This window comes from Kitasatospora sp. NPDC056731, assembly GCF_040687675.1.
Lineage (GTDB): Bacteria > Actinomycetota > Actinomycetes > Streptomycetales > Streptomycetaceae > Kitasatospora.
The window spans coordinates 119758-137222 of record NZ_JBFBNR010000016.1 but is presented as its reverse complement, the minus strand read 5'-3'; the positions used below and the strand labels follow the sequence as shown (position 1 = coordinate 137222).

The 17465-nt window shown below is 73.5% G+C and carries 19 protein-coding genes; 9 read left to right on the top strand and 10 right to left on the bottom strand.

Annotated features, from left to right (window positions below):
* The first annotated feature begins 106 nt into the window (after positions 1 to 106).
* On the top strand, positions 107 to 1228 hold the full coding sequence (corA, locus tag AB0R04_RS19090) for a magnesium/cobalt transporter CorA (RefSeq protein WP_363372578.1): 1122 nt from the start codon (positions 107 to 109) through the stop codon (positions 1226 to 1228).
* 23 nt (positions 1229 to 1251) lie between these two features.
* Here corA and AB0R04_RS19085 read toward each other — a convergent pair whose 3' ends face one another.
* Positions 1252 to 2097 (bottom strand): DMT family transporter, encoded by an 846-nt coding sequence (locus tag AB0R04_RS19085; RefSeq protein ID WP_244293620.1) that lies wholly within the window; start codon positions 2095 to 2097, stop codon positions 1252 to 1254.
* A 273-nt stretch (positions 2098 to 2370) separates the two neighbouring features.
* Between AB0R04_RS19085 and AB0R04_RS19080 the strand changes: the two genes are divergently transcribed.
* From AB0R04_RS19080 to AB0R04_RS19065, 4 genes are all read left to right on the top strand, one after another.
* Entirely contained in the window at positions 2371 to 2910 is a 540-nt protein-coding gene (locus AB0R04_RS19080) for a hypothetical protein (RefSeq protein WP_363372576.1), read from the top strand.
* A 129-nt stretch (positions 2911 to 3039) separates the two neighbouring features.
* A complete protein-coding gene (locus AB0R04_RS19075; RefSeq protein ID WP_063347928.1) occupies positions 3040 to 4335 on the top strand; it encodes a CBS domain-containing protein in 1296 nt (431 codons plus the stop codon).
* A gap of 115 nt (positions 4336 to 4450) precedes the next feature.
* On the top strand, positions 4451 to 4957 hold the full coding sequence (locus AB0R04_RS19070; protein ID WP_063351159.1) for a DUF1003 domain-containing protein: 507 nt from the start codon (positions 4451 to 4453) through the stop codon (positions 4955 to 4957).
* A 56-nt stretch (positions 4958 to 5013) separates the two neighbouring features.
* A complete protein-coding gene (locus AB0R04_RS19065) occupies positions 5014 to 6174 on the top strand; it encodes an Mrp/NBP35 family ATP-binding protein (RefSeq protein ID WP_063347929.1) in 1161 nt (386 codons plus the stop codon).
* Positions 6175 to 6244: 70 nt separating this feature from the next.
* Here AB0R04_RS19065 and AB0R04_RS19060 read toward each other — a convergent pair whose 3' ends face one another.
* From AB0R04_RS19060 to sigE, 4 genes are all read right to left on the bottom strand, one after another.
* A complete protein-coding gene (locus AB0R04_RS19060) occupies positions 6245 to 6922 on the bottom strand; it encodes a hypothetical protein (RefSeq protein WP_063347930.1) in 678 nt (225 codons plus the stop codon).
* Positions 6923 to 7144: 222 nt separating this feature from the next.
* Positions 7145 to 7582 carry a sec-independent translocase gene (locus tag AB0R04_RS19055; protein ID WP_363372573.1) on the bottom strand — a complete coding sequence of 146 codons (438 nt, stop codon included), beginning with the start codon at positions 7580 to 7582 and terminating at the stop codon, positions 7145 to 7147.
* Between the two features lie 155 nt (positions 7583 to 7737).
* Positions 7738 to 8766: a zf-HC2 domain-containing protein gene (locus AB0R04_RS19050; protein WP_363372572.1), complete on the bottom strand. Its 1029-nt coding sequence runs from the start codon at positions 8764 to 8766 to the stop codon at positions 7738 to 7740.
* Complete coding sequence (gene sigE / locus AB0R04_RS19045) at positions 8763 to 9605, bottom strand: RNA polymerase sigma factor SigE (protein WP_363372629.1); 843 nt, start codon at positions 9603 to 9605, stop codon at positions 8763 to 8765. The genes AB0R04_RS19050 and sigE overlap by 4 nt, the downstream gene beginning before the upstream one ends.
* 198 nt (positions 9606 to 9803) lie before the next feature.
* Here sigE and AB0R04_RS19040 point away from each other — a divergent pair, with 198 nt between their 5' ends.
* Positions 9804 to 10412 (top strand): class I SAM-dependent methyltransferase, encoded by a 609-nt coding sequence (locus AB0R04_RS19040; RefSeq protein ID WP_244293377.1) that lies wholly within the window; start codon positions 9804 to 9806, stop codon positions 10410 to 10412.
* A gap of 198 nt (positions 10413 to 10610) precedes the next feature.
* Here AB0R04_RS19040 and AB0R04_RS19035 read toward each other — a convergent pair whose 3' ends face one another.
* Positions 10611 to 10778 (bottom strand): DUF3117 domain-containing protein, encoded by a 168-nt coding sequence (locus AB0R04_RS19035; protein ID WP_014137929.1) that lies wholly within the window; start codon positions 10776 to 10778, stop codon positions 10611 to 10613.
* Positions 10779 to 11075: 297 nt separating this feature from the next.
* Here AB0R04_RS19035 and AB0R04_RS19030 point away from each other — a divergent pair, with 297 nt between their 5' ends.
* Positions 11076 to 11876 carry an enoyl-CoA hydratase-related protein gene (locus tag AB0R04_RS19030; RefSeq protein WP_063347934.1) on the top strand — a complete coding sequence of 267 codons (801 nt, stop codon included), beginning with the start codon at positions 11076 to 11078 and terminating at the stop codon, positions 11874 to 11876.
* An 18-nt stretch (positions 11877 to 11894) separates the two neighbouring features.
* Here AB0R04_RS19030 and AB0R04_RS19025 read toward each other — a convergent pair whose 3' ends face one another.
* Together AB0R04_RS19025 and AB0R04_RS19020 are read right to left on the bottom strand one after the other, a co-directional pair.
* Positions 11895 to 12488 (bottom strand): DNA-3-methyladenine glycosylase I, encoded by a 594-nt coding sequence (locus tag AB0R04_RS19025; protein WP_363372569.1) that lies wholly within the window; start codon positions 12486 to 12488, stop codon positions 11895 to 11897.
* Complete coding sequence (locus AB0R04_RS19020; RefSeq protein WP_063347936.1) at positions 12485 to 12925, bottom strand: DivIVA domain-containing protein; 441 nt, start codon at positions 12923 to 12925, stop codon at positions 12485 to 12487. Before AB0R04_RS19020 ends, AB0R04_RS19025 begins: the two co-directional genes overlap by 4 nt.
* A 178-nt stretch (positions 12926 to 13103) precedes the next feature.
* On the opposite strand from AB0R04_RS19020, the gene folP reads away from it, so the two are divergent.
* Entirely contained in the window at positions 13104 to 13916 is an 813-nt protein-coding gene (folP, locus tag AB0R04_RS19015; protein ID WP_063351161.1) for a dihydropteroate synthase, read from the top strand.
* A gap of 29 nt (positions 13917 to 13945) precedes the next feature.
* Here the strand turns inward: folP and AB0R04_RS19010 are convergent, their stop codons facing one another.
* Complete coding sequence (locus tag AB0R04_RS19010) at positions 13946 to 14755, bottom strand: TIGR00730 family Rossman fold protein (RefSeq protein WP_063347937.1); 810 nt, start codon at positions 14753 to 14755, stop codon at positions 13946 to 13948.
* Positions 14756 to 14878: 123 nt separating this feature from the next.
* The gene (gene dapE, locus AB0R04_RS19005) at positions 14879 to 15955 is read right to left on the bottom strand and encodes a succinyl-diaminopimelate desuccinylase (RefSeq protein ID WP_063347938.1); all 1077 of its coding nucleotides are present in this window, start codon (positions 15953 to 15955) and stop codon (positions 14879 to 14881) included.
* Between the two features lie 169 nt (positions 15956 to 16124).
* Here dapE and AB0R04_RS19000 point away from each other — a divergent pair, with 169 nt between their 5' ends.
* A complete protein-coding gene (locus tag AB0R04_RS19000) occupies positions 16125 to 17189 on the top strand; it encodes a hypothetical protein (protein ID WP_363372567.1) in 1065 nt (354 codons plus the stop codon).
* Positions 17190 to 17465 lie beyond the last annotated feature (276 nt).

Here is a 17465-nt window from a genome sequence, read left to right as displayed (position 1 = left end):
CCGGTGTTCTTCGCCGTCGCACCACGGCCGCCCGCTCCTCCCCCGCCTTCCGACCGGGGGGACCCCTACGCCGCTGTGCGGCGGCTCCTGTTCCAGGGAGCCTGCCATGTCGATGATCAACAGCCTGCGCGCCGCCGTCCGCACCAACCGCCGCCGCTCCGCGGTCGGCGCGTACGACGCCGTCCCGGCGGGCGCCGGCTCGGCGGTCGTCGACTGCGCGGTGTACCAGCACGGCAAGCGCCACGGCGAGACCTGCAGCCCCCGCGAGGCCGCCCGCCGGATCAAGGCCGCGCACCAACTCCCGGACGGGGACGGCTCGTTCAGCTGGATCGGGCTGCACGAGCCGACCGAGGCCGAGTTCGAGGGCATCGCCCAGCGCTTCGGCCTGCACCCGCTCGCGGTCGAGGACGCGGTGCACGCGCACCAGCGGCCCAAGGTCGAGCGCTACGACGACGTGCTGTTCGCCGTCTTCAAGACCATCCGCTACGTCGAGCACGACCAGCTCACCCCGACCAGCGAGGTGGTGGAGACCGGCGAGTTGATGGTCTTCGCCGGGCGGGACTTCGTGATCACCGTCCGGCACGGCGGCCACGGCTCGCTGCAGGAGCTGCGGCACCGGCTGGAGGCCGACGCGGACGAGTCCGGACTGCTCGCCAAGGGCCCGTCCGCGGTGCTGCACGCGATCGCCGACCACGTCGTGGACAACTACCTGCTGGTCTCCGAGCGGCTGCAGAACGACGTGGACGAGATCGAGTACGGCGTCTTCTCGGCCAAGGGCGGGCGCAGCTCCGACGTCGGCCGGGTGTACCAACTCAAGCGCGAGGTACTGGAGTTCAAGCGGGCCGTGGTGCCGCTGCTGCGCCCGATGCAGCAGTTGTCCGAGCCGCTGCAGCGCCTCGTCGACCCGGACATCCAGAAGTACTTCCGGGACGTCGCCGACCACCTGGCCCGGGTCACCGAGCAGGTGCACGGCTTCGACGAACTGCTGAACTCGCTGCTCCAGGCCAACCTGGCGCAGGTCTCGGTGGCGCAGAACGAGGACATGCGCAAGATCACCGCCTGGGCGGCGATCTTCGCCGTGCCCACCATGATCACCGGCGTGTACGGCATGAACTTCGAGTACATGCCCGAGCTGCACCACAAGTACGGCTATCCGATGGTGCTCGGCGCCATCATGCTGATCTGCGTCGGGATGTACCGGGGCTTCCGCCGCAACGGCTGGCTGTAGCCGCCCGCGGCGCCCGCCAGCCGCTACCGCCGGCCGCCGCGGGCGACCAGGACCAGGCCCACCAGGATCAGCACCACCGCCGGATACGCCGCCACCGGGGGCCACTGGCCGAGCCACAGGGCGGCGATCAGGGCCGCGCCCGGCGTCTCCAGCAGGATCGCGGTGGAGGTGATCGACGGGCCGAGGCTGCGCACCACGCGGTTGCTCAGCGAGTGGCCGAGCAGTTGGGCGGCGACCATCAGCAGCACGATCTGCCACCACACCCCGGCCGGCCAGCCGGCCAGCGGCGTCCCCGCGACCAGGCAGATCGCCAGCAGGCCCACCGCCGTGGTGGCGTAGCAGACCAGCGTGTACGCGGTGGTGCTGACGGTCTTGCGGACCTCCGCGCCCAGCAGCATGTACCCGGCGGCGGCCAGGCCCGCGCCGAGGGCGAGCGCGTCGCCGAGCAGCGCGCGCGGGGAGAGCGAGAGGTCGACGCCGGTCAGCACCAGCACGCCGGCGAAGGCCACGCCCGTACCGAGCCAGACCATCCGGGGGGCGCGGACGCCGAGCAGTCGCATCAGCAGGATGGTCCACAGCGGGGTGGTGGTGACCAGGGCGGTCGCCGAGGCCACCGAGGTCATCCGCAGGCTGGGCATCCAGAGCGCGAAGTGCACGGCGAGCAGTACGCCCGCCGCGATCGCGAGCAGCAGCGCCCTCCGGCCGATCCCGCGCAGTTCGGCGCGGTGGCGCAGCAGCGCGTACGGGCCGAGGACACCGACCGACATGACGTTGCGCCAGAACGCGATCGCCAGCGCGGGCGCGGCGGTGGCGCTGATCAGCGGGCCGGACAGCGAGATGCCGGCGATGGAGACGGCGAGCAGCAGCAGGTCGGCGGTGGGGAGCGGGTGCGCCGGCTCGGTGGCGGTGGCGGCTGGTGCGGGGGCGGTCGCGGGCCGGGCGGCGGGCACGGCGCTCCTCTGCTGGTCACGTGGGCTGGGGCGAGGCGGGGGCCGGGCTGAACCTGGCTGGGGCTGGACCGGGCCGGGCTGAACCGGGGCCGGGGCTGGGCGCTCCTACGGTAAGGCCCGTGGCAAGCCGATGGAACTGTCGCCCGACGGCTGAGACAACTCGTGGACGGCGGAGGTCGTACCCTGGGCGCCATGGACCGTACGCCCGCCGCCGCGACCGCCGACGACCTCCTCGACCAGGCCCTGCTGGAGGAGGCCGCGAAGAAGTCCGGCCTCCTCTGGGTCCGCGCGGACGGCCAGGAGCAGGCCCGCCCGCTCTGGCACGCCTGGCACGACGGCGCCGTGGTGGTGGTCGGCGAGGGCGGCGAGCAGCCGCTGCACGGTCTGACCGCCGGATCCGGCGCGGTGGTGACCGTCCGCAGCAAGGACAAGGGCGGCCGGCTGACCGGCTGGAACGCCCGGGTCTCGGAGCTGGCCCCGGGCGGCGAGGCCTGGCTGGGCGCCGTCGAGGAGCTCAAGGGCAAGCGGCTGAACGCGCCCGACACCGACACCATCACCGACCGCTGGGCCCGCGAGTGCCGGGTGCTGCGCCTGGAGCCCGCCGGAGCGCTGACCGAGCGTCCGGGCGCGATGCCGGACGGCTCGCACGCCGCCCAGCCGATGCCCACCGCGGCCACCACCCGCCGCCCCATCCCGGCCGGTCTGCCCAAACTGCTGTTCAAGCGCCGCTAAAGATTCACGCCCGGGACTCCTCGGCTGTGTACCGTGCCTCGTCGGGCCGGGCTCGCGACACGCGGGTAGCCTTGCCCGCAGGTGCGCCCCGGCGTACCCGGCACGGCGTCGAACGAGTCGAGGGAGTTCATGGCAGGGCCAGGTACCCGGGTCTTCATCTCCCACCTCTCCGCCCTCGCCGTCTTCGACCCGAACGGCGACCAGGTCGGCCGGGTCCGTGACGTCGTCGTCTCGCTGCGGCTCGGCGGCCGCCCGCCGCGGGTCCTGGGCCTGGTGGTCGAGGTGGTCGGCCGGCGCCGGATCTTCCTGCCGATGACCCGGGTGACCAGCCTGGAGTCCGGCCAGGTGCTCGCCACCGGCGTGATCAACCTGCGGCGCTTCGAGCAGCGCCCGTCCGAGACCCTGGTGCTCGCCGAGCTGCTGGACCGCACCGTCACCTGGTCCAAGACCGGTGAGGACGTCACCGTGCTGGACGTCGGGATGGTGCAGACCCGGATGCGCGAGTGGGAGATCAGCAAGGTCTTCGTCCAGGTCGGCCGGGCCGGCCGGCTGCGCAAGGGCAAGGGCGAGCGGCTCACCCTGGACTGGCAGGACGTCACCGGCTTCACGCTGCCCGAGCAGGACCAGGGCGCCGCCAACCTGCTCGCCACCTTCGACCAGCTGCGCGCCGCCGACCTCGCCAGCGTCATGCACCACCTGTCCGCCAAGCGCCGCGCCGAGGTGGCCGCCGCGCTCGACGACGAGCGGCTCGCCGACGTCTTGGAGGAGCTGCCCGAGGACGACCAGGTCGAGATCATCGGCAAGCTCAAGGACGAACGTGCCGCCGACGTCCTGGAGGCGATGGACCCGGACGACGCCGCCGACCTGCTCTCCGAACTGCCCGACGACGAGGCCGAACGGCTGCTCCAGCTGATGGAGCCGGACGAGGCCGAGCCCGTCCGCCGCCTGCTGTCGTACGAGGAGAACACCGCCGGCGGCCTGATGACCACCGAGCCGGTCGTGCTGGAGCCGGACGCGACCGTGGCCGAGGCGCTCGCCCGCATCCGGGTCTCCGACCACAAGCCCGCGCTCGCCGCGCAGGTGTACGTCTGCCGGCCGCCGAACGAGACCCCGACCGGCAAGTACCTGGGCACCGTGCACTTCCAGCGGCTGCTGCGCGAGCCGCCGTACGTGCTGGTCGGCTCGCTGGTCGACGACGACCTGGACCCGCTGCCGCCGGACACCCCGCTGTCGCTGATCACCAGCTACCTGGCGACCTACAACCTGGTGTCCGCGCCGGTCGTCGACGAGGCCGACCACCTGCTCGGCGCGGTGACCGTCGACGACGTGCTCGACCACCTGCTGCCGGAGGACTGGCGCGAGTCCGTCCTGCACGGCCACGACGACACGGACGGCACGAGGGAAGAGGTGCACGGTGGACGCTGACCGCAAGGGGCGGCGGGACGAGTCCCCCCGCCAACGCATCCAGAGCGAACTGCGGGAACTGCGCCAGCTGCGCGAACTGCGCGGCCGGGAGGGCGGCCGGGAGCGGCGCGCCGAGATCTCCGTGGCCGGCCCGGCCCGCACCCGGCTCGACCAGCCCCGCACCGCCCGGCCCGGGCTGATCTCGCTGCCCGCCTACGACCCGGAGGCGTTCGGCAAGCTCTCCGAACGGATCGCGCGGTTCCTGGGCACCGGCCGCTTCATCGTCTGGATGACGGTGGTGATCATCATCTGGGTGGCCTGGAACACCCTGCTGCCGGAGAACGTGCGCTTCGACAGCTACCCCTTCATCTTCCTCACCCTGGTGCTGTCCCTCCAGGCCTCCTACGCGGCCCCGCTGATCCTGCTCGCGCAGAACCGCCAGGACAACCGGGACCGGGTCAACATGGAGCAGGACCGGGCCCGCAGCGACCGCAACATCGCGGACACCGAGTACCTGACCCGCGAGGTCGCGGCACTGCGGCACGGGCTCGGCGAGGTCGCCACCCGAGACTTCATCCGCTCCGAACTCCAGTCCCTGCTCAAGGAGATCGAGGAGCGCCGGGAGCCCTCCGGGACGCTGTGACCGGCGGCACGCTACCGGCGGGTTAGGGGATCCCCCGAGCGCCGTACCATCAAGGCATGGCCAACGAGACAGAGGTCGCGGCCGGCGTCACGGAGGAGTCCGTACGCCAGGCGCTGGCGACCGTCAACGACCCGGAGATCAACCGCCCGATCACCGAGATCGGCATGGTGAAATCGGTCGGGATCGCCGAGGACGGCGCGGTGCGCGTCGCGGTCTACCTGACCGTCTCCGGCTGCCCGATGCGCGACACCATCGTCACCCGGGTCCGCGAAGCGGTCGGCCGCGTGCCCGGTGTGACCGGCGTCGAGGTCGAGCTCGACGTGATGAGCGACGAGCAGCGCAAGGAGCTCTCCCAGCTGCTGCGCGGCGGCGCCCCCGAGCGGGAGATCCCGTTCGCCAAGCCGGGCACACTGACCCGGGTCTACGCCGTCGCCTCCGGCAAGGGCGGCGTCGGCAAGTCCTCCGTCACGGTCAACCTGGCCGCCGCGATGGCCGCCGACGGCCTGAAGGTCGCCGTCGTGGACGCCGACATCTACGGCCACAGCGTGCCCCGCATGCTCGGCGTCGAGGGCCGGCCCACCCAGGTCCAGGACATGATCATGCCGCCGCAGTCGCACGGCGTGAAGGTCATCTCGATCGGCATGTTCACCCCGGGCAACGCCCCGGTGGTCTGGCGCGGCCCGATGCTGCACCGCGCGCTCCAGCAGTTCCTCGCCGACGTCTACTGGGGCGACCTGGACGTCCTGCTGCTGGACCTGCCGCCCGGCACCGGCGACATCGCGATCTCGGTGGCCCAGCTGGTCCCCAACGCGGAGATCCTGATCGTCACCACCCCGCAGATGGCCGCCGCCGAGGTGGCCGAGCGGGCCGGCACCATCGCGGTGCAGACCCACCAGAAGATCGTCGGCGTGATCGAGAACATGTCCGGCATGCCGTGCCCGCACTGCGACGAGATGATCGACGTCTTCGGCACCGGCGGCGGCCAGACCGTCGCGGACGCGCTCACCCGCACCGTCGGCGCGACCGTCCCGGTGCTCGGCTCGATCCCGATCGACGTGCGCCTGCGCGAGGGCGGCGACGACGGCCGCCCGGTCGTGCTCGCCGCTCCCGACTCCCCGGCCGGCGCCGCCCTGCGCGCCGTCGCCGGCAAGCTCGGCGGCCGCCAGCGCGGCCTCTCCGGGCTCTCCCTCGGGCTGACCCCGAAGAACAAGTTCTGACGACGCGTCGCCGAAGGGGCCGGGTGGTTCGACCACCCGGCCCCTTCGGCGTGCTCGGCGTCCTCGCGCCCTACGGGCGGGTGTAGGCGGTCAGGTCGGGCGCGGTGGCGAAGCCGGCGCCGTAGGCGCTGACGCCTCGGCCGTAGGCGCCGAGCAGGACGCCGGGGGCCTCGCCGGCGAGCACCCAGCCGTACTCGGACTCGCGGTAGCGGAAGGGCTGCGGCAGGCCGTTCACCGGGAGGCTGAGGGTGGACCAGCCGGGGCCGGCCAGGTCGTCGGCGAGGTCCCACGCGAGGGTGCTCTGCTGGTCCAGCCAGTCCTGGCGCAGCGCGCGGTCGAGCTGGCCGGGCCAGGTCGAGGCGAGCAGGCCCGAGCCGGCCAGCCAGGCGGCGGAGGAGGCGGAGGTCGCCTCCAGGGTGCCGGTGTTGTCAGCGCTGCGGCGGCTGTCCCGGCGGGCCACCGTGACCACGACCGCGAACCTGCGCATGTCGCGCGGCTCGTACTGCCTGGCCGGCTCCTCGCCGTGGCCGAGGCTGCCGTAGTCGACGCTGCCGGGCGCCCCGGCCCGGGGGCCGCCGGCGCCGGCCTGCATCAGGTAGCGGCGGCCGGTCCAGCCGTCGTCCAGGCCGTACCAGGGGAAGTCGGCGGACAGGTAGGGCACCAGCGGGTCCGCCGGGCCGGCCTGTCCGCCGACCACCGGGCCGCCGGCCGTGGCCGTCGTCCCCACCGCCTGACTCGTCGCGTCCATCCCCGGGCCTCCTCAAACACACGTTTGCCTGCCGTGGCGCGCTCCCATCGTGGCGTACCGCGGCGTTCCCGGGAGCCGTTCCTGGTCCGCGACAGCGCGGAATGTGACGGACGGCTCTGCGGGAACAATCAGCACAATAGCGGCGCACACGCCGCCGCCCCGCTCAGCCGGGCGGCCGGGCGGGGCGGTGGCGTGGTCGTACGGGGCGTGACCGGGGGCCGGTCAGGTCGCGTCGGGGTCGAACGGGGGCCGCTCGCCGGGCTGCAACGGCGCCCCGGTGGAGGCCGCCACCGGGGCGGCGGCCTTCTCGAAGCTCACGCTGCCGTTGCGGCCGTTCACCGGCGCCGCCGGCTTGTCGTCCAGGACGGAGCGGATGTCGAGCGAGTCCTTCATCTCCTTGAGGCCCAGCGGGTCCTCTTCGTCGCCCAGGAGCTGCTTGCGGACGAAGGTCTTGGGGTTCAGGTCCTCGAACTCGAAGTCCTTGAACTCGGGGCCCAGCTCGCTGCGGATGTCCTCCTTCGCGTTGTCGGCGAAGGAACGGACCTTCCGGATGAAGCCCATGGTGTCCTGGATCAGCTTCGGGAGCTTGTCGGGGCCGAAGATGACGATCGCCATCACGGCCAGGGTCAGGATCTCCAGCCCGCCTACATCGCTGAACACCTAAGCTCCCTAGCTCGTCGGACGACGGTCCCTACAGGGTAATGGCCATCGGCGGGTCCATGGTCCACGCTGCGATGAAGCCGTGGTAAAGACCTGCCGATGGCCGAGATCGTCGCGACCGGGGCGCGAGCGGCGCTCTAGGTAGGGACAAGGGCCTAGCGGGTCTGCTGGCGCAGTGCGGGCAGGCCGCCCGAGTTTCGCTCCGAGGCCGGCGGCGGCGTCGCGTCGCGGGTCGCGGCGACGGGGTGGGCCGGGAAGTCCACCGGGATCTGCGCGGTCATCGGGACCAGGCCCCCGCCGCGGCCCGTGCCGCCGCTGTTGCCGACCGTGCTGACCGGGTTGCCGTGCTGGTCCTCGCTCTGCGCGCTGAGGCCGCCGACCCCGCCGAGCGTCACCGCGGCGACCGAGAAGGCGCCCGCGGCGGCGAAGACGAAGCGGCGCCCGCGCGGCGCGGCGGAGCGTACGGCGGCGGCGGCCGGGCGGGGCCGGACGGCGCTCTCGGGGCGGGCCGCGGCCTCGGGGCGGCCGTTGCGCCGGCCCATCAGGGGCCGCAGCACCGCGCCGCCGCGCCCGAACGCCCTCGGGTCGACCCCGGGCACCGGGGTGTCGGCGCCGAGCGCGCCCGCGCCGAAGGAGGCGCCGGCGCCGCGGCCGAAGGAGCCGCCGGTGAGCCGGCTGCCGCCGAACGTGCCGCCGGCCGCGACCCCGCCGCCGGGCAGGTCGTCGTCGTCACCGCGGCCGCCGCGCCCGACGGGCCAGTCGGCGTCCGCCGGATCGTCCGCTGGCAGGGCGCCGACGGCCATCAGCCGGGCCATCAGGCCGGAGGACGGCCCGGGGGTGCCGGTGCGGGTCAGCAGGTGCTTGACGGCCCGGCCCGCGTCGACCTCGGCGAGGCACTGCGGGCAGGTCGCCAGGTGGGCCTGGACGCGATCGCGCGAGTCGTGGCCGAGTTCGCCGTCCAGGAACGCGGAGAGGCGCTCACCGAGGTGGTGCTCCTCGGCGGCCGGCTCGGCGGGGCGCACCGGCACCGCGCGCAGCGCCGTCTCGCCCGGCAGCGGGAGCGCGGGCAGGACGGGCTCGCCCGGTTCGTCGCCGCGGCGGCCGGGCAGGGCCCAGCCCCGCCTGGCCGCCGACCGGCCGAACGGGTCCGACTGGCCCGGCCCGGACCGGCCGGTTCCGCTCACGATCGCCTCCGTCCGCGCACACCCGGCGCGAGCGCGCCCTCGACGGCGGCGCCGACCGGCACCGGCTCCTCCGAGCCGCCGCGGCGCTCGCGCCCGGGGGCCGAGCCGGGGGCACGGTGCTTGAGCGCGGCGCGCAGGTGCGAGCGGCCGCGGTGGATGCGGCTGCGGACGGTGCCGAGCTTGACGCCCAGCGTGGCGGCGATCTCCTCGTAGGACAGTCCCTCGATGTCGCAGAGCACCACGGCGGCGCGGAACTCCGGGGCGAGGGTGTCCAGGGCGTGCTGCACGTCGGCGTCGAAGTGGGTGTCGCTGAAGTGCTGGGCCGGGCTGGGCTCGCGGGAGGCGAGCCGCTCGGCCGCGTCCTCGCCGAGCGCGTCGAAGCGGATGCGCTGGCGGCGGCGGACCATGTCCAGGAACAGGTTGGTGGTGATCCGGTGCAGCCAGCCCTCGAACGTGCCGGGGGTGTAGGTGGACAGCGAACGGAACACCCGGACGAAGACCTCCTGGGTGAGGTCCTCGGCGTCGTGCTGGTTGCCCGTCAGGCGGTACGCGAGGCGGTAGACCCGGGCGCTGTGCGCCTCGACGATCTCCTCCCAGGAGGGCGGAGTCCAGGTCTGCGCGTCGGGGCCCTCGGTGAAGGTCGCGAGGGCGGGGGCCTCGGTGGTACCGGCGGCCGGCGTTGCGGCGGCGGGCTGGTCCAGGTCGGAGTGCGCAGGCTGGTTCATCACGGGCTTCGGCGTACGGACCGACGCGGTGCAGCGGGAGTGCCGCCGCACGGGGACGTCGCCCTCGGCCACACCTCCTCGGTCGGCTCTTCTTCCCAGCAGGGCCACCACCATATCCACCTCACCCGTCAAGCCCGGATAAAAGTGCCCGGGAGGTCTCCCGTACCCGGTCCTTCGTGACAACGGCCCGCCGCCGTACGCGGTTCCCGGTCGGCCAGTAATCTGTGCCAGGAAATATCGACTTCCCTCGGCACCGGGCCGTAACCCGGGGCTCCGAAAGAGGCAGCCATCAGCGAGTTCGGGCCCGAGCGTGTGGCCCTCGCCGACACCTACGTCGGCGAGGACGCGGTGCTGACCTACGCCCGGGCGCAGTCCGCGCGCACCGGGATACGGGCGATCGGGCCCAGCGGCGGGGCGTGCCTGCGGCTGCTGGCCGCGGCACTGGACGCCAAGGCGGTGGCCGAGATCGGCACCGGGACGGGCGTCTCCGGGGTCTACCTGCTGCGCGGCATGCGGCCGGACGGCGTGCTCACCACGGTGGACTCCGAACCGGTGCGCCAGCAGCTGGCCCGCGAGGCGTACCACGCGGCCGGATTCGCGGCCAACCGCTCGCGGTTCATACCGGGCCGGGCGCTGGAGGTGCTGCCCCGGCTCGCCGACGGCCAGTACGACCTGGTGTTCTGCGACGGCGACCCGGCCGAGTCCCGGGAGTACCTGCTGGAGTCGCTGCGGCTGCTGCGGCCGGGCGGGATGGTCTGCTTCGAGGGGGTGTTCCAGGAGGGCCGGCTGGCCGAGCCGGAGCTGCAGGACCCCCAGACGGGCGCGGTGCGCGACCTGGTCCGGGACGTCCGGGAGAGCGAGGCGCTGCTGCCGGCGCTGCTGCCGGTCTCGGACGGGCTGCTCTGCGCCATCAAACGGTAGGACCGTCGAGCGGCAGGGCCGTCAGGCAGTGGGACCGTCAGGCGGCGGTCCCGCCGCCTCAGGCCGCGGCCGCCGGGCGCCTGACGCGCCGGGCCCTTGAACGCCGCGGGGCCCCAAACGCCGCAGGGCCCGGGCCGACATGACGTCGTACCCGGGCCCGGCAGCACATCTCCAGGAGATGACGAGCACCCGCTGCGGTCAGCCGCAGGCCTTCTTCAGGGCCTCGCCGAGGGCGTCGGCCTCGTCAGGTGTGAGCTCCACCACAAGGCGTCCGCCGCCTTCGAGCGGAACGCGCATGATGATGCCCCGTCCCTCTTTGGTGACTTCGAGCGGGCCGTCACCCGTCCGCGGCTTCATGGCCGCCATGCTCGTTCCCCTTCCTGCAACCGCTCAGCTACGCACCGGCAGTCCGTCCACCGCCGGTATCGAACGCATTGATCGGAAGCCATTATCCCGCATGCCACGGGCTGATGACCAACATCACTCTCGGTGCAACATCGGCCGGACCGCCCCCAAGCGCCGCAATTGCCGTCATAAGCCCCGGCGTGGCGGCGGTGCGCGGGCCGCCGAAAGGTGCGATACCTCACACTCCCCACCCGGCCGTCCGCTCCGGCATCCTGGCACTCGACCGACACCGAGCCGACCACCGGGGAGCCCTCGCCCATGTCCGATTCCGTGCTGTACGAGCTGGACGGCGGCCTGGCCGTCATCACCATCAACCGCCCGGAGGCGATGAACGCCCTCGACGTCGCGACCAAGATCGCACTGCGGGACGCCGTGGCCGCCGCGGCCGCGGATCCGGCGGCGCGGGCGGTGCTGCTGACCGGGGCCGGCGAGCGCGCGTTCTGCGTCGGGCAGGACCTGAACGAGCACCTGACGATGCTGAAGCGGGCCGACGAGACCGGCGAGGGCGCGCTGCGCACCGTCGCCGAGCACTACAACCCGCTGGTGCGGGCGCTGGCCGGGATGCGCAAGCCGACCGTCGCCGCGGTCGGCGGGGTGGCGGCCGGCGCGGGCGCCTCGCTGGCCTTCGCCTGCGACTTCCGGGTCCTCTCCGACCGGGCCGGCTTCAACACCGCCTTCGCCGGGATCGCCCTGACCGCCGACTCGGGCGCCTCCTGGACGCTGCCCCGGCTGGTCGGGCACGCCAGGGCCACCGAGCTGCTGATGCTGCCCCGGACGGTCAAGGCCGCCGAGGCGCTGGAGCTGGGCCTGGCCACCAGGGTGGTGCCGGCCGAGGAGCTCGCCGCCACCGCGCGGGCCTTCGCCCAGGAGCTGGCCGCAGGCCCCACGGTGGCCTACGGCGCCATCAAGGAGTCGCTGGCGTACGGCGCCTCGCACTCGCTGGACGAACTGCTCGACAAGGAGGACGAGCTGCAGACCCTGGCCGGCGAGAGCGAGGACCACCGGATCGCGGTCCGCGCCTTCATCGCCAAGGAGAAGCCGCAGTACCTGGGCCGCTAGGGTTTCCCGCCCGACCGGTCAGACCGGGCGCGCGGTGCGGACGTGGCAGTCCGCCAGGTGGTCGTCGACCAGGCCGCAGGCCTGCATCAGGGCGTAGGCGGTGGTCGGGCCGACGAAGCGGAAGCCCTCCTTCTTCAGGGCCTTCGCGAGCGCGGTCGACTCGGGCGTGACGGCCGGCACCTCCCCCATCGTGCGGGGGGCCGGCCGGTCCGGGGCTCCGGCGAACTGCCAGATCAGCGCGTCCAGCCCGCCGTCCAGGTCGCGGGCGACCCGGGCGTTGGCGATGGCGGCCTGGATCTTGGCCCGGTTGCGGATGATGCCGGTGTCGGCGAGCAGCCGCTCCACGTCCGCCTCGCCGAACTCGGCGACCTCGGCGATCCCGAAGCCGGCGAACGCGGCCCGGAAGCCCTCCCGGCGGCGCAGGATGGTCAGCCAGGACAGCCCGGACTGGAACGCCTCCAGGCAGACCCGCTCGAACAGGGCGTCGTCGCCGTGCACCGGACGGCCCCACTCGGTGTCGTGGTAGGCCCGGTAGTCGTCGGTCGACTCGCCCCAGGCGCAGCGGCGCAGGCCGTCCGCACCGAGCACCGCGCCCTCGGTGAGGGCGGTCACCGGTCGTTCACCGGTTTCGCGTCCTCGGGCCGCTCCTGCTCGGGCCGCTCCTTGGTGAGCGCGACGGCCGGCTCGACCACCTTCGCGAACTCCTCCAGGCCGGGCAGCGGTTCGGCGCCGGCGTCCGGGCCGTCGGTCGCCTCGACCGCGCCGCGCAGGTGGCCGGCGGCCTCCAGTTCGGCGATCCGCGAGTCGCGGTAGGCGAGTTCGGCGCCGAGGCGGTCCAGGACGTCGTCGACCTCGTCCATCCGGTAGCCGCGGACGGCCATCGGCAGCCGCAGGTCGTCGACGTCCGCCTTGCTCAGCGGACGGTCCTGCGGCAGCCGGGCCGCGAGGCGGTCCTGCACCGCCTCCGGCATCGAGCCGCCCCCGCCGAGCGCCACCAGCGCGGCGCCGCCGACCACCACGGCCATGGCGACCACGATCACCCAGAACACGAGCTGTCCTCCCGAACTCCCGGCCGGCCTGCTGCGAAGTGCCCCCGACCAAACTGATCATGACAGCATGGTCCCTGTGAGGCCGGGGGCCATCATCGCACCCGCAGCAGCTGTGGAGGAGACATCGGTGGCACTGCGCCTGGGACCGCGGGAATTCGGTGACGACGAGCTGGTGATCATGGCGATCGTCAACCGGACGCCGGACTCGTTCTTCGACAAGGGGGCGACCTTCGCGGACGAGGCCGCGTTCGCCGCCGCCGACCGCGCGATGGCCGAGGGCGCGGCGATCCTGGACATCGGCGGGGTGAAGGCCGGGCCCGGTGACGAGGTCACGGTGGAGGAGGAGCTGCGGCGCACCGTGCCCTTCGTGGCCGAGTTGCGCAAGCGCCACCCGGAGGCCGTGATCAGCGTCGACACCTGGCGGCACGAGGTCGGCGAGGCCGTCTGCGAGGTAGGCGCCGACCTGCTGAACGACGCCTGGGGCGGGGTGGACCCGAAGCTCGCCGAGGTGGCCGCGCGCCACGACGTCGGGCTGGTCTGCACGCACGCGGGCGGCGCCGAGCCGCGCACCCGGCCGCACCGGGTCGGCTACCAGGACGTGATGGCGGACATCCTGCGGGTGACCGTCGGGCTGGCCGAGCGGGCGGTGGAGCTGGGTGTTCGGCGGGACGCGGTGATCATCGACCCGGGGCACGACTTCGGCAAGAACACCCGGCACTCGCTGGAGGCCACCCGGCGGCTGCCGGAGATGACCGCGACCGGCTTCCCGGTGCTGGTCTCGCTGTCCAACAAGGACTTCGTCGGCGAGACGCTGGACCGGCCGGTGAACGAGCGGCTGCTCGGCACCCTGGCCACCACCGCGGTCTCGGCCTGGCTGGGCGCGCAGGTCTACCGGGTCCACCAGGTCGCGGAGACCCGCCAGGTGCTGGACATGGTCGCCTCGATCCGGGGCACCCGCCCCCCGGCGGTCGCCCGCCGGGGGCTGGCGTAGGCGGCCCGGGGGGCCGGAGGGCCCAGGGCCTAGATCTGGTTGGTCGGCCGGCGGGTGTCGGCGAGGATCTTCATGACCTCGTCGATCTCGTCGGTGATGTGGAACAGCTCCAGGTCGTGCGGGGCCGCCTTGCCCTGCGCGACCAGGGTGTTCTTCAGCCACTCGTAGAGGCCGCCCCAGTACGCGCTGCCGAAGAGGATCACCGGGAAGCGGGTGACCTTCTTCGTCTGCACCAGGGTGAGCGCCTCGAACAGCTCGTCCAGCGTGCCGAGCCCGCCGGGCAGGACCACGAAGCCCTGGGCGTACTTCACGAACATCGTCTTGCGGACGAAGAAGTAACGGAAGTTCAGCCCGAGGTCGACGAACTCGTTGAGGCCCTGCTCGAAGGGCAGCTCGATGCCCAGGCCGACGCTGAGGCCGCCGGCCTCGGAGGCGCCGCGGTTGGCGGCCTCCATGGCACCCGGGCCGCCGCCGGTGATCACCGCGTAGCCGGCCTCGGCGAGGGCCCGGCCGATGGCCACGCCGGCCTCGTACTCGGGCGAGTCGGCCGGGGTCCGGGCGGAGCCGAAGACGCTGATCGCGGGCGGGAGTTCGGCGAGGGCGCCGAAGCCCTCGACGAACTCGGAGGTGATCCGCAGCACCCGCCACGGATCGGTGTGCAGCCAGTCGGTCGGGCCGGTGGTGTCCAGCAGCCGCTGGTCCGTGGTGCTCGTGCCGACCTGGTCCCGGCGCACCAGCACCGGGCCCTTCTGCTTCTCGGGCCAGGCCTTCTTCTTCCGCGGCACGCCGACCTGCTCGGGGCCGTGTCCGTAGTGCTTCTCGTCTCCTGTGCCTGTCATGACGAAACCCTACGTCCGGTGATCCCGGTTTTCAGGCAACAGGGGAAGGTCGGTTGGGCGACCGGAAGATGGCGCTCAGCCGATGATCGGCCGGTCGGACCGGCCGATCATCGGAGCGGCACCTCAGCTGGTCAGCCAGGTCCTCAGCCGGTCCTCGGTCTCCGCGATGGCGCTCAGCGAGCAGTGCTCCTCCCGCTTGTGCGCGAGGTTCGGGTCACCGGGGCCGTAGTTGACCGCCGGGACGCCCAGCGCGCTGAACCGGGCGACGTCGGTCCAGCCGAACTTGGCCCGGGCCTGGCCGCCGGTGGCCTCCAGGAAGGCCTGGGCGGCCGGCTGGGCGAGCCCGGGCAGCGCGCCCGGGGCGAAGTCGGTGACGGTCAGCTCGAAGCCGTCGAAGACCTCGCGCACGTGCTTCTCCGCCTCCGCCTCGCTGCGGTCCGGCGCGTAGCGGAAGTTGACCGTCACGACGCACTCGTCCGGGATGACGTTGCCGGCCACGCCGCCGTCGATCCGGACGGCGTTCAGGCCCTCCCGGTACTCCAGTCCGTCGATCTCCACCCGGCGCGGCCGGTAGTCCGCGAGCCGGGTGAGCACCTCGGCGGCGTGGTGGATGGCGTTGTCGCCGAGCCAGCTGCGGGCCGCGTGCGCGCGCACGCCGGTGAGCCGGATCTGCGCCCGCAGCGTGCCCTGGCAGCCGCCCTCGACGACCGCGCCGCTCGGCTCCATCAGCACCGCGAAGTCGGCGGTCAGCCAGTCCGGGTGCTCCCTGGCGAGGTGGCCGAGGCCGTTGCGGTGGGCCTCCACCTCCTCGCAGTCGTAGAACACGAAGGTGAGGTCGCGGTTGGGCTCGGTCAGGGTGGCGGCGAGCCGCAGCTGGACGGCGACGCCGGACTTCATGTCCGAGGTGCCGCAGCCGTAGAGCAGGTCCCCCTCGACGTGGGAGGGCACGTTGTCGGCGATCGGCACGGTGTCCAGGTGGCCGGCGAGCAGGACGCGCTCGGGGCGGCCGAGGGTGGTGCGGGCGACCACGTTGTTGCCGTACCGGTCCACGGTCAGGTGCGGGTAGCCGCGCAGCGCGGTCTCCACGGCGTCGGCGAGCGCCTGCTCGTCGCCGCTCACCGACGGGAAGTCGACGAGCCGGGCGGTCAGCGCGCCGCCGTCGAGGGTGAGGTCCAGGGGCGTCGGGTTCGGGCTGCTCATGGCGCCAGCCTAGTCCGCGGGGTGTGCGCCCCGCGTGGCGCTTGCGTGACGCGGGGCGCGGCGGCCCGCCCCGGAGCGAGCGGGCGGGTAACCGCAACCGGGTGGCGCCGCACACCCGTCCGAGTGGGTACGGTGTCGGATCAAGAAGCAAGGCGCGAGAGGGGCGACGGTGGCCAGGAGAAAGAGCGGCGAGGAGCTGGGCGAGGAGTTGGCGCCCCCCCGCCGCGGTCCACTGCGCGCGCTGTTGCTCGTGATCGTCGGCCTGCTCGGCCTCGCGCTGGTCGCGGGACTGGCCGTGGTCGGCATCTGGTGGTTCGGCTTCAAGCAGGGCGAGCCCGAGGGCTGCACGGTGAAGACCGCGGCCGGCAGCGGCACGCTGGAGCTCCCGCAGGCGGCCAACGCCGCGACGATCGCCGCGGTGGCGCGCTCGCGCGGGCTGCCGGACCGGGCGACGGCGATCTCGCTGGCCACCGCGATGCAGGAGTCCAAGCTGCGCAACCTCGCGGGCGGCGACCGGGACTCGATCGGCCTGTTCCAGCAGCGGCCCTCGATGGGCTGGGGCACGGCGCAGCAGATCGGGGACCCGGTCTACGCGACCAACAAGTTCCTGGACGGCCTGGTCAAGGTGCCCGGCTACACCCGGCTGCCGCTGACCGACGCGGCCCAGGCCGTGCAGAAGAGCGGCTACCCGCAGGCGTACGCCAAGCACGAGACCAAGGCGACGCTGCTCACCTCGGCGCTGGCCGGCCGGGAGCCCGGTTCGTTCTCCTGCGTGGTGCGCGATTACGCCAAGCCGGATCCGGCCGACTCGTCCTCCCCCACGGCGAGTGCCTCCGTCTCCCCGGCCGCCTCCCAGCCCACCGCCGCGGACCGGGCCCAGGTGCTGTCCGACCGGGTGCGCCGCGAGTTCGGCCGCACCGTGACCCCGGCCACCGGGTACGCCTCGACCATCAAGGGCGCCGAGAACGCGGTCTCGCTCACCCCGGACCCGTCCGCCGCCGCGCTGACCTCCTCGGCCGACGGAGCCGACGGCGGGATCACCGCCGAGCGGGCGAGCGGCTGGGAGGTCGCCCACTGGGCGGTCGCCCAGGCCCAGCAGCTGGGCATCGCGACGGTCGCCTACGACGGGAAGATCTGGCGCAAGGCCAAGTCGGAGGACGGCTGGCAGTCGCAGACCTCCGGGACGTCGACCAAGCTCGTTCAGGTCACCCTCGCCACGTCCGCCAAGGGCTGACGAACCGACGTTCGGGTGGCCGCCGGACGGGTGAACCCGGTCAACCGCGGTGGACCGGGAGCCCGCCGTGGCGGCCTTGCTGGAGAACCGTCACTCCCCTTGCCCGGGGCCGGGTCCACGGGGGCCGTACGGGCCCGCCAGGCACCGTCACGCCGGTCCTACGATCCGATGGTCGGTCAGACACTTTCCTGATCCAGGCCGAAACCTTCTGGCTTCTCAAGCGGTAACACCGTCGTCCGCCCGGCGGACGTGACGGACCCAGACCCTCCGAGGAGC

Excerpts from the sequence above, each read along its gene's own strand:
- AB0R04_RS19075 (WP_063347928.1), top strand. The coding sequence starts at position 3,040 with ATGGCAGGGCCAGGTACCCGGGTCTTCATCTCCCACCTCTCCGCCCTC.
- AB0R04_RS19035 (WP_014137929.1), bottom strand. The coding sequence starts at position 10,778 with ATGGCGGCCATGAAGCCGCGGACGGGTGACGGCCCGCTCGAAGTCACC.
- sigE (WP_363372629.1), bottom strand. The coding sequence starts at position 9,605 with ATGGTGGTGGCCCTGCTGGGAAGAAGAGCCGACCGAGGAGGTGTGGCC.
- AB0R04_RS19030 (WP_063347934.1), top strand. The coding sequence starts at position 11,076 with ATGTCCGATTCCGTGCTGTACGAGCTGGACGGCGGCCTGGCCGTCATC.
- AB0R04_RS19010 (WP_063347937.1), bottom strand. The coding sequence starts at position 14,755 with ATGACAGGCACAGGAGACGAGAAGCACTACGGACACGGCCCCGAGCAG.
- dapE (WP_063347938.1), bottom strand. The coding sequence starts at position 15,955 with ATGAGCAGCCCGAACCCGACGCCCCTGGACCTCACCCTCGACGGCGGC.
- AB0R04_RS19060 (WP_063347930.1), bottom strand. The coding sequence starts at position 6,922 with ATGGACGCGACGAGTCAGGCGGTGGGGACGACGGCCACGGCCGGCGGC.
- corA (WP_363372578.1), top strand. The coding sequence starts at position 107 with ATGTCGATGATCAACAGCCTGCGCGCCGCCGTCCGCACCAACCGCCGC.
- AB0R04_RS19080 (WP_363372576.1), top strand. The coding sequence starts at position 2,371 with ATGGACCGTACGCCCGCCGCCGCGACCGCCGACGACCTCCTCGACCAG.
- folP (WP_063351161.1), top strand. The coding sequence starts at position 13,104 with ATGGCGATCGTCAACCGGACGCCGGACTCGTTCTTCGACAAGGGGGCG.
- AB0R04_RS19065 (WP_063347929.1), top strand. The coding sequence starts at position 5,014 with ATGGCCAACGAGACAGAGGTCGCGGCCGGCGTCACGGAGGAGTCCGTA.